Consider the following 10123-nt stretch of genomic DNA (forward strand, 5'->3'; position numbering starts at 1 on the left):
CCGGTGACGGAATTCCGACCGGCTCACAGCGCGTAGGCGGATATCCCGGTAGACGCCAGGTCAACGGAGAGGCTTCCAGCCGTCTGTCGTAGTCTCCGACGGGATGGGACGGTACGTGCCCTCACCGGTGCGACGAGCGGTGATCTCTGGAAACCTCGCCACGCGGCCTGGTCGGCCGCTCCCGCGCTGGCGTTGGGTGGCATGCTCCAGGGATGATCATCGGTGGCCGGGCGCGGGGCGGCAGGGCGCGCGGCAGGGTTCACGGAAAGCGGGGGCGGACGCTGATGGCGAGGATCGTTCGTCACGGCCCATGGGGCGGGCCGGGGGAGCAGGCGACCGCCGTCTACCTGCGCGACCACCTCGACGACGGATGGACGGTCGTGTGCGGCCGTCAGCTCGTCGGCGGGACGAACACGCGCGACTCCGACTTCATCGTCGTCGGCCCGAACAGCGTGACGGTCATCGAGGAGAAGTCCTGGCACGGTGAGCTGCTCGGCACCGAGGAGCGCTGGTACGACAGGCGGACCCACCACGAGCTGGGAAGCCCGATCAACCAGGCGAACGGTGTCGCGCGTGTCCTGGCGGGCAACATCGACCGGCTGCTGCGCCAGCACCGTCGGACGCTGGCGCGCAGGGCCGGAGCCGGGGCCGGGGCCGGAGCCGGAGCCGGCCACCAGGACCGGCGGCCGCACATCGTCGAGTACCTCGTCGTGCTGTCCTCGCCCGACGTCAGATTCGACGTGGCGGACCCACGCGCCGCCGACCGCGTGGTCCGGCTGGCCGGGTGCGAGCGGAGGCTTGTCGAGCTCGACCGGTCGACCGCCGCGCGCATGGATCTCGGGCCTGTCCGCGACCGCGTTCTGGCCTTGGTCGAGGGCCTCCCGGAAAGGCCGCTACGGCCGGCGCAGCTGGGCAGTTACCAGATCGTCGGAGACATCGAGCCGACACCGCGCGGCCCCAGGTACGTGGGCAGGCACCGCGACGGTGCGGTCCGGATTCTGCTGACCTATCAGCGCCAGGGCCTGTCCGAGGCGGAGCAGACCGAGGGCGACCGACTGATCCTGCGGGAGTACCACGCCATGCGGCGGCTCGCGCCGCTGGGCCGGGTTCTCGCGGTCGACCCCTACTTCGGCGTCGACGACGACCAGATGTGGGTGGTGCCGATGCACCCGCCCATGCCGTCCCAGCGGACGATCCGACGCCGGATCGCCGCCGGTGAACGCCCTTCGCCCTCCGCGTTCGCCGAGGTTGCCGCGGACGCCTATGCCGGGCTCGCCGACATGCACGCCGAAGGCATCGCGCACCGCGCGCTGCACCCGAGCCGGATCTGGCTGCCCGACAAGGCCAACAAGGTGACCTTCTCGGACCTGCTGATCGCCAAGATCGCGAATTCGGGGACCGTCTTCGACGCCGACGAGATCGACGAGCTCGGCCGGCCGTACCGTGCCCCGGAGTGCCGGCTCACCGTGCACGCCGCGGGCTACCCGTCCGACGTCTACTCCCTGGCGCTGTGCCTGCTCGCCTGGTGGGAGCTGCGCCAGTCCGACCCGCCGCTCGTCCCCGACGTCCCGCCGTCGCTGCCGGGCCGGGTCCGTGACGTGCTGTCCGCCTGCCTGGCGCAGGATCCCGGTGCCCGGCCGGAGGCCCGGCAGGTCGCCGACCTGCTCCTCGCGCACCTGCGCGAGGAGCGCAGACGCGCGGTGCGGCCGGCGCCCGGCGTGCGGATCGACAACAACAAGTACGAGCTGGTCCGCGGCCTCGGGGACGGCGCCACCGCGACCACCTGGCTCATGAAGGACCGGCGGTTCGAGATCTGGCACACGCTCAAGATCATGAAATCGGCGGGGACCCTGGACCACCTGCGCAGCGAGCTGACCCTGCTGCAGAAGCTCAAGCACGACCGGATCGTGAGCGTGTCCGGTTATCTGCTCGAGCCGTTCGGGCCGGCGCTCATCGCCGAGTACGTCGACGGCCGGACGGTGTCCGAGCTCGGCCTGACCCTGCGCGGCAACCTCGCCGCCTGCCAGAAGATCCTCGCCGACATGCTGGACGCCCTCGAGTACGCCCACCGCCGGGAGGTCCTGCACCGCGACATCTCCCCGAACAACATCATCGTGGACGCGGACGACCGGGCCACGCTGATCGACTTCGGGGTGGCGACCAGCGACGCGGACCGCAGCATCGTCGGCACCCTGCCGTACCAGGCTCCCGAGATCGCCGCCGGCCTGTCCTGGTCGCCGGCGGCGGACCTCTACTCCCTCGCCGTCGTGTGCTTCGAAGCGCTGACGGGCCGGCTCCCGTACCTGGTGGACGGGCAGTTCCCGGACAAGCGGCAGCTCGTCCGGCCCACCGGCACGCAGATCGGGGCCGGGGGCGGTGCCGGCGTGGACGCCGCTGTGTTCGACGTCATCCTGCGTGCCTGCGACCCCGAGCCCGACCAGCGCTTCTCGTCGGCCGCGGCGTTCCGCGACGCCGTCGCGTCCGCGCTCGCGCCTCCACCGGCCTCGTTACCGCGGGTCTCACCACCGGCGGTCTCGTTACCACCGGTCGCACCGCCATCGGCCGGGCGGGAACGAGAGGCCGGGCTGGAACGAGAGGCCGGGCGGGAGCGAGAACAGCCCGGCAGCCGGGCGCGGCGCGGGCTGCCGCGAGAAGAGCGGCCGGAGCGGAGCCAGGTCGTCAATCCGGCCGTGGACGAGATCCGGCAGCTCTTCCGCAACAGCGGGCTGGGCAACCGCGGCAACCGGGGCCTCGACTCCGAGTTCGCCGTGCGGACGTACGTCCCGACCAGGCTGGACGAGCGGCTCGTCCCGCGCGTCGTCGACGGCCGCCCGCAGCTGGTGGTCTTCAGCGGGAACCCGGGTGACGGCAAGACCGCCTTCCTCGAGCGTCTCGGCGAGTTCCTGCGCGGCCGGGGCGCGCGGGTGCTCGCCAGCGACGCGGCCGGCTGGCGGATGGCCCTCGCCGGCCACGAGTACGCCTCCGTCTACGACGCCAGCGAGTCCCACGAGGGCATGTCAGCGGACGAGCTGCTGCGCCGGGTGCTCGACCCGCTGGGCGACGGCGGCCCGGCGGGCGGCTACACCGCGCTCGTCGCCGCCAACGACGGCCGGCTCCTCGACTTCCTGGAACGCGAGGCGTCGCGTTATCCGCGGATCGCGAAGGCGCTCGCGGACGGCGGCGGGACCGACGGGACCGACGGGATCGACGGCGGCGGCACCGACAGCGCGGGGATCCTGCGGGTCGACCTCAAGGGCCGGTCGATGGCGTCGGTCGGCGCGGCGGCCGGCTCGCTGACGGTGCGGCTGCTGGAGGCGCTGGTCGCCGGCGACATGTGGGCCGAGTGCGCCTCGTGCGTCGCCGAACAGCGTTGCCCCATCGTCCGCAACGCCCGTGAGCTCGGCGTGCCGCGGGCCCAGGAGCGTCTGCACCGCCTGGTGCTCACCTCCCATCTGCGCCGCGGCCGCCGCCCCACCATCCGTGACCTGCGTTCGACGCTCGCCTACCTGGTGACCGCCGACCTCGGCTGTGCCGACGTCCACCAGGAGATCGGCGACGGGCCGGGGAACCCGGCGACCCCCGAGCGGCACTTCAGCTCGCTCGCGTTCGACGCCTCGGGCGGGCGGGACCGGCTGCTCGACGAGTGGCGGGAACTCGACCCGGCCACGGTCGCCACCGCCCGCCTGGAGCGGGCGCTGGCCCCGGACGCGCGCACCGGCACGGACATGGCCCGCGCGAAGCGCCGGCTCTACTTCACCGCGCCGGACGCCGAGGTGGCCGGCGCCGGGTACCTGAGCCCCTACCGCTACTTCGAGGAGTTCCGCGCGCTGTTGGCCGCCGGCCACCCTGGTGGTGCTGTGGCCGCCGGCCAGGAGAGCGGCACAGCGGGCGACAGGATCGTCCGGATGCTGCTGCGCGGCCTGTCGCGCTGCATCGGGCCTGTCGGCTACGACGGGGAGGGCGTCGCGGTCTCCGTCGGTGAACCGGCGGAGGACGGCGGGGCTGTCGTCAAGGTCCTCGCTCTCGACGAGTTCGCGGTCGAGGTCGCCTCGGTCGACGACCGGTTCGTCGAGACGGCAGCCGACGTGTTCGTGCTGCGGCACGTCGCCGGGCAGGCCGGCATGACCGTCGACCTCGACCTGTTCGAGCTGCTCATGCGGGCCGCCGCCGGCTACCTGCCGACCAACCCCGAGGTGACGCCGCTGCTGGAGGAGCTCGGCCTGTTCCGGTCGGGCCTCACGCTGCAGCCGGCGTCCAGAGTGATCGTCATCGAGCCTGACGGCCGGCGCAACGCCATCGCGGTGACCGGCACGACGATCGAGCTGCTGGGAGCCGACCGATGACACTCGTCCCGCCGAAGGACCTCCGGTCGTACTCCTTCGAACGGCTCACCGGGGTCGAGCTGAACGACTTCGACGTCGACCGGTTCCTGCCCGTGCTGTTCGAGATGGTGGTCACCAACGGCCGGCGGCTGAGCCGCTCGGACGCGCGCCCCACCGAGCCGGGCGGGTACATCGAGGCCCTCGCCGGCCATCCCGCCCTGCGCGGTTTCGGCGACGAGCACGGGCAGGCGGTGCTCGAGCAGTGGGTGAACACGAGTGTGGTCCGGCTCGGCCACAGCGGCCGCGGCCACCGTGACGTGCAGCTGGCCGCTGTCCAGCCCAGCCATATCGGCGCCTACCGGGCCGGGCTGCCGGCGGAGGGCGCCCGGCACCGCAAGGTGCATCTGGTCGTCTACCGCCTGCTGACGGACGCGCTCGCCCGCCGCGGCAGCCCGAACCCGGCGGGCGAGCTCAGGTCGCTGTTCCTGGAGGCGTTCGGGCGCGGCGTGTCGATCTCCGACAGCGCGGTCCCGCGGTTCGACGGGGCAACGGCCGACCTGGACGCCAACGTGCTGCTCAGCCTCTACTACCTGGAGGGTTTCACGCCCGGCAGGCTGCTGTCGGCCCGGCAGGCGCTCGACTGGGATCCCGTCATGCCGGGAGTGATGATCGCGCTCGGTGATCAGCTGTTGGACTTCCTTGCCGTCTACCGGCACCGGCTGCCCACCATCGCGCTGGCGCGGCACCTGGCGGCGCTGGTGAACATCGGCCTGTTCACCACGACGCTGCGCCTGTTCACGCTGGTCAACGACCTGTGCCGGGGCCGGGCCAGGCCGGCCGACCTCGGCGTCGACCGCAGGCCCGCGCGGACCGAGATCTACGTCGACTTCACCCGGCAGACCGGCGGCGACTCGGACCGGCTGGCCGGCGAGTGCGTCGACCGGGACCTGGAGCGGCTGCCCGCCTACCTCGACGACATGCTGCTGCTGAAGACCCTGGACCGGTACGCGGGCAACGAGGCGAAGCTCCGGCCCTACGTGCAGGACAGGCGTGGGCCCGACTGGCTGACCGCGCTCATGGATCTGCGCCACGACCAGTACGTGGAGTGGCGGGCCGGCCTGGAGCTCGAGCGGATCATCGAGGAGACGAGGAACGTCACCAGGTGCTCGGACGAGGACGCGCGCGCCGAGCTCGAGCGGGCCGCGCCGGGCGGGTCACAGCTCGACCAGGTCGTCGCCGCGATCCGCCAGTCGCAGACGAAGCAGGCGATCAAAGCCGCCGGGCAGTGGTTCTGGAACACCGGGGGGATGCGCAAACAGGCCGGGCTGCTGCGCGGCAACCTGCGGGGCCGGCGGGCCTGGCGGTACGCGATGACCGACGAGCTGCTCACCACGCTGCTGCTGAGCACCCTGGTGGATCCCGACCGGGGAGAGGCGCTGCCCCGGATGCGCCTGGCCGACCTGCTCGTCACGCTGGAGTCCCGCTGGGGCCTGCTCGTCGACCGGCCGCCGGCCGCCCGCGCCGACGCGTCGTCACGCGCCGTGGCCAACGCCAATCTTGTCGCGTTCACCGGCCGGCTGCGCCAGATGGGCTTCTTCGCCGATCTTTCCGACGACTTCAACGCCCAGTATGTGATCAATCCTCTTGCCGGAGCCGGAGCGCGGCGATGACCAGCCTGAGCACCGCCCTCGCCACCAGGGTCGCCGAGCAGCTGGTGGCCGACTTCCTGCGCGGCGCCCCGCCCGGCCGCTGCCTGCGGCTCGACCACCTGCGGGAGGCCGACTGCCATGCCGTCCGGGAGAAGGCCGCGCAGGCGCTGGCACAGGTGCCCGCAACGGGACGCGGCTCCTCGGCCGGTGCGGCGCAGATCGCCGTCCTGGGTACGACCGGCCACGCGGACGACACGGTCATCCGTCCCGAACGCGCGATCGAGCTGCGCAACCGCAAGTCGGCCGCGCTCCTGCTGCTCGTGCCGTCCGGTGCCGACACCCCGGCGGCCAGCAGCCTGGAGAACTCGTTCGAGTCGATCGACATCGACCATCTGTTCGTCAGGATCGCCCGGGACACCCACCACCGCCTGGACCGCTCGCTGCGGGAGCTGTGCGACCAGGTCCAGCAGACCGTGCGCCGCAACGCCTTCAACCACTCGAGGCAGGCGCGCGCCGAGTACCTGCTCGCCGTGAGCGCCGCCGCGAACGACCCGGCCGGCGGCGGTACCGCCAACGCCCTGTACAACGCCGAGCTCACGGCGGGTACGCACCTGCACCTCGTCGGCCTGATCCCGGACCATGGCGGCGCGTCGTTCGTCTCCCGGCTCGAGGCCAACGCCACCTGCGTGACCGCGCTGGTCAAGCCCGCGCGATCGCAGGAGGACGCCCGCGAGAGGCTGCGCAGCTGCCCGTTGCGCCAGGACGACGAGCACTACCAGGCCATCGAACGGTTCGTGGCCGCGGTGCCACGCATGTCCGAGCGCACCTGGCTGCACGACCTCGCCGCCCCCGGGAACCGCGGCCTCACGTTCGACCGGTGGCCCCTGGACCTGCCCGCGGACAGCGACCTCGTCGCCCTGCACGTCGAGCCGTTCGCGAACCAGGACGGCATCGTCCCGGCCGGGACGGGGCTGCGCGCCGGGCCCGACAGCGCGCTGCCCACCTGCTCGACCAGAGGCGGGTTCGTCAAGGCCACCTGGAGGACCGAGCCGGCCAGGCCGAAGGACGTCGCCCGCTGGCGTGTCGAGATCATCCCGTCGGAGGAGTACTACGGCGAGGAGACGGACTTCGACGTCGAGCTTCCCAGCGCGTCCGGGAAGGCCAGCGCGCGCAGCCACCGGCTGACGGTCGCGGTCGACACCGAGGAGGCGCAGCGGGTCCCGGCGGTGGTCGTCGTCCGGGTTCAGGCGCTGGACCGCAACAACCAGGTGCTCCGCCTGCGGGACGGCCAGCCCGCGCAGGCGGTGAGCCAGGAGTTCTCCCTCGACGACGTACCGCCGCCGGAGAGCACGGCCGTCCGGCGGGACAGCGCGTTGTCGCTCCCGGTCGCGCGGCTGCGCGCCCTGCGGGCCGGCGTGGACGCGCAGAGCGAGACCTGCGAGGGCTGGCAGGAGGCGGACCTCGCCTACCTGCAGCTCCGCTTCGGCCGTGGCCACGCCACCCGGATCGCCCTCAGCGTCGCCCTGCGGGAGCTGGGGCAGCGGGTCCTGGCCGAGCCGGACAGCGCCGGCCGGTACGCGGCGGTGGTCGCGGCCGGCCAGCCGTTCTCCGCGGGACGGGCCGTGCCGGTCGGCCCCGAGCGGCCCGGCGGCGCGGGCAAGGCGTTCCTGGCCGCCCGCCGGGAGTTCTTCGACGCGGTGCGGGCGCAGCCCGGCCGCGGGCTCATCGAGGTCGCCGACCTCACCGACGAGCTCGCGGCGCTGGCGAGCCGCTACACCGCCTCCTACGGGCGGGCGCTGCGCCGGGACGCCAGCCCCGCCGACACCCGGGCACTCACCACCATCGACACGCTCCGCCTGCGGATCGACCTCGGCCGGCGCGACCACCCGGTGAACGCGCTGGTCGTGCTGCCCACGCACCCGTTGCGGGTGGCGTGGTATCTCGCGTACTGGGCCGAGCTGACAGGATGGTGCCGTCAACTACGCTCCGTATCCAGCAAGGAGGAGCGGGCTGGCGAGGTGGACATCGATCTGCTCGCCCGGCTCAGCCCGGCGCGCACGCCGTTCCTGCTCAGCGACGACGACGGCCGGCCGTATGTGTTCGCGCAGAACCTCCGGCTGCTGCACGGCGTCTACCTGCCGGTCGGCGAGCCGGACCCGGCAACCGCCATCAGCGAGATCGTCGGCGCCCTCGGCCTGCCCAGCTCCGACGTCAGCGTGGGCGAGGTCCCCGCCGCGCGGCTGGCCGAGCGCATCCGCCTCTACCGGCAGACCCACCACCAGCCCGAACGCCTGCGGATTCTCGCGACCAACCCGGGCAGCGGGGCGTTCCTCGGCGAGGCGCTGCGGGCCGTCACCGCCGAGGCCTCCGGGGACCCGGCGACGGCGGAGGCCGACGGCGGGCTCGCGCCGCACATCCAGGTGGAGACGTTCGGGGAAGGCGCCTCGGAGACGAGCCCCCTGCCCGGGCTGCGCGAGCTGCAGCAGGAGCTCGCCGAGAACCGGGCCCGGCGCAGCCGTGGCTTCCTCGACCCGGCACTGGAGATCTCGACCGCGCCGCTGGACGCGATCGACACGGCACACGACGCCCATCTGGCGGTGCTCACCGACGTCAGCCACCCGGAGCTGGTCATCGGCACCCCGACGGTGACGGCGGGCAGCGTCTCGTTCCGCGGCCTGATCACCCGGCCCGTCACCGACCTCGGCCCGGACGGTGGGTGGGTGACCGGAATCGACTTCCCGCCCGCGCGCGGCGCCGACTCCACACCCCTGACCGACCTGCACCGGCGGTTCGCGGAGGCCGTCACGTCGCTGTTCGTCGCAGCCGCGGGCGGGACGCCGGCCGGCGGCTCCCCGGTGGTCACCTCCGGCGCCGCGGCCGGCCCGGACAATGGTCCCGGCCTGGGCAATGGCCCCGATCCGAATAACGGTCCTGTTTCGGGCAATGGCCCCGGTCCGGGCAATGACTCTGATCCGGGCAATGGACCTGGTCCGGGCAGCGGCCCCGGCCCGGAGGCGACGGTGCTGCTGCCGAGCCGGGCGATCCGGCCGGCGGTACTGTCCGCCACGCGGTTCACGCCGGCCCAGGACGGGCCGTCGACGCCGGACGAGCCGCGTTCCGCGGCCATCGCCCGGGTGCGCATGGAGGTCAGCGGCCGCACCGCGCGCGTGCTCGAGATCGCCCACGAGCGGTGCGACTGGGTCATCGTCCTGGACCGTTTCCTCGGGCTGGACGCCTTCGACGACCCGGCCACGCGCACCGCCGGCGGGCGCCGCTACATCCTCGACTACGCCCCCGAGTTCCTCGACGGGCTCGGCCACCAGATGTCCATCACGACCGCGCACCGGGCGGACGTCGAGAAGATGTTCCTGCGCGCGATGACCGAGCTCGGCTTCTACCGTCCGGGCGAGTCCGTGTCGTCGGTCATCGACGAGCTGCTGCTGGTGTCGGGCCGACTGATCCTCGCCGCGACCGGTGACGACAACCGGGCGAAGGAGGCGGTGGCACTGGCGGCGGTGGTGGCGCACCTGCGCCGTCGTGGTGAGCTCGAGAACACGGTCATCATCCCCGTCGACGCCCATCCGGAGCTCTTCGGCTCCCGCGCCCGGCGCCAGTCCGGCCAGCGGGCCCGGCGGTGCGATCTGCTCCTGGTCCGTTTTCCCACCACGCGCCGGGTGAGCATAGAGGCCGTCGAGGTGAAGTCGCGCGGCATGCTCGGCAGTGAGGATCTCGCCCGTGACATCGCGGGACAGGTGGATGCGACGATCGATGTCATCAACCGGTTGTTCTTCACCGAACCTGTCCGGATCGACCGCCCGCTCCAGCGGGCCCGGTTCGCGGCGCTGCTGCGCTACTACCTGCGCCGGTCCGCCCGCCGGAGCCTGATCACGGAGGCGGTGGAGTTCGGCCGCATCCAGGAGACCATCGACCGGCTGGAGACGAGCGGTCTGGCGGTCGGCTACCAGCGCAGCGGCTACATCGTGGTCCTGCACGAGGACGGAACAGCCGACTTCGAGGTCAGCGGCACCCGCATCCGCACCATCACGGCCAGAAACCTCCAGGCGGACGAGGACGCCGACACCCGCCGCCCCGCCTACATCCCGCCGCCGCGCGCGTTCGACCCGATCGTGGTGTCGGGTGCCGCGGACCCGG

3 protein-coding genes are annotated in these 10123 nt (G+C 73.0%); all 3 read left to right on the plus strand.

What is annotated here, in order from left to right; genetic code table 11:
* The first annotated feature begins 284 nt into the window (after positions 1–284).
* Positions 285–4343, plus strand: coding sequence for a protein kinase domain-containing protein (locus tag AC5LUJ_RS03170; RefSeq protein WP_250290888.1), 4059 nt, complete (start codon positions 285–287; stop codon positions 4341–4343).
* The gene (gene mads7 / locus AC5LUJ_RS03175) at positions 4340–5992 is read left to right on the plus strand and encodes a methylation-associated defense system protein MAD7 (protein ID WP_250281757.1); all 1653 of its coding nucleotides are present in this window, start codon (positions 4340–4342) and stop codon (positions 5990–5992) included. Before AC5LUJ_RS03170 ends, mads7 begins: the two co-directional genes overlap by 4 nt.
* Positions 5989–10123 (plus strand): ATP-binding protein (locus tag AC5LUJ_RS03180; RefSeq protein ID WP_493464429.1); only part of this gene is annotated, 4135 nt, incomplete at its 3' end. The genes mads7 and AC5LUJ_RS03180, both read left to right, overlap by 4 nt.

The sequence above is a fragment of the Protofrankia sp. CiP1_Cm_nod3 genome, from assembly GCF_982290655.1.

What these genes read in the sequence shown, in the direction of transcription:
- AC5LUJ_RS03170 (WP_250290888.1), top strand. Translation starts at nt 285, where the DNA reads ATGGCGAGGATCGTTCGTCACGGCCCATGGGGCGGGCCGGGGGAGCAG.
- mads7 (WP_250281757.1), top strand. Translation starts at nt 4,340, where the DNA reads ATGACACTCGTCCCGCCGAAGGACCTCCGGTCGTACTCCTTCGAACGG.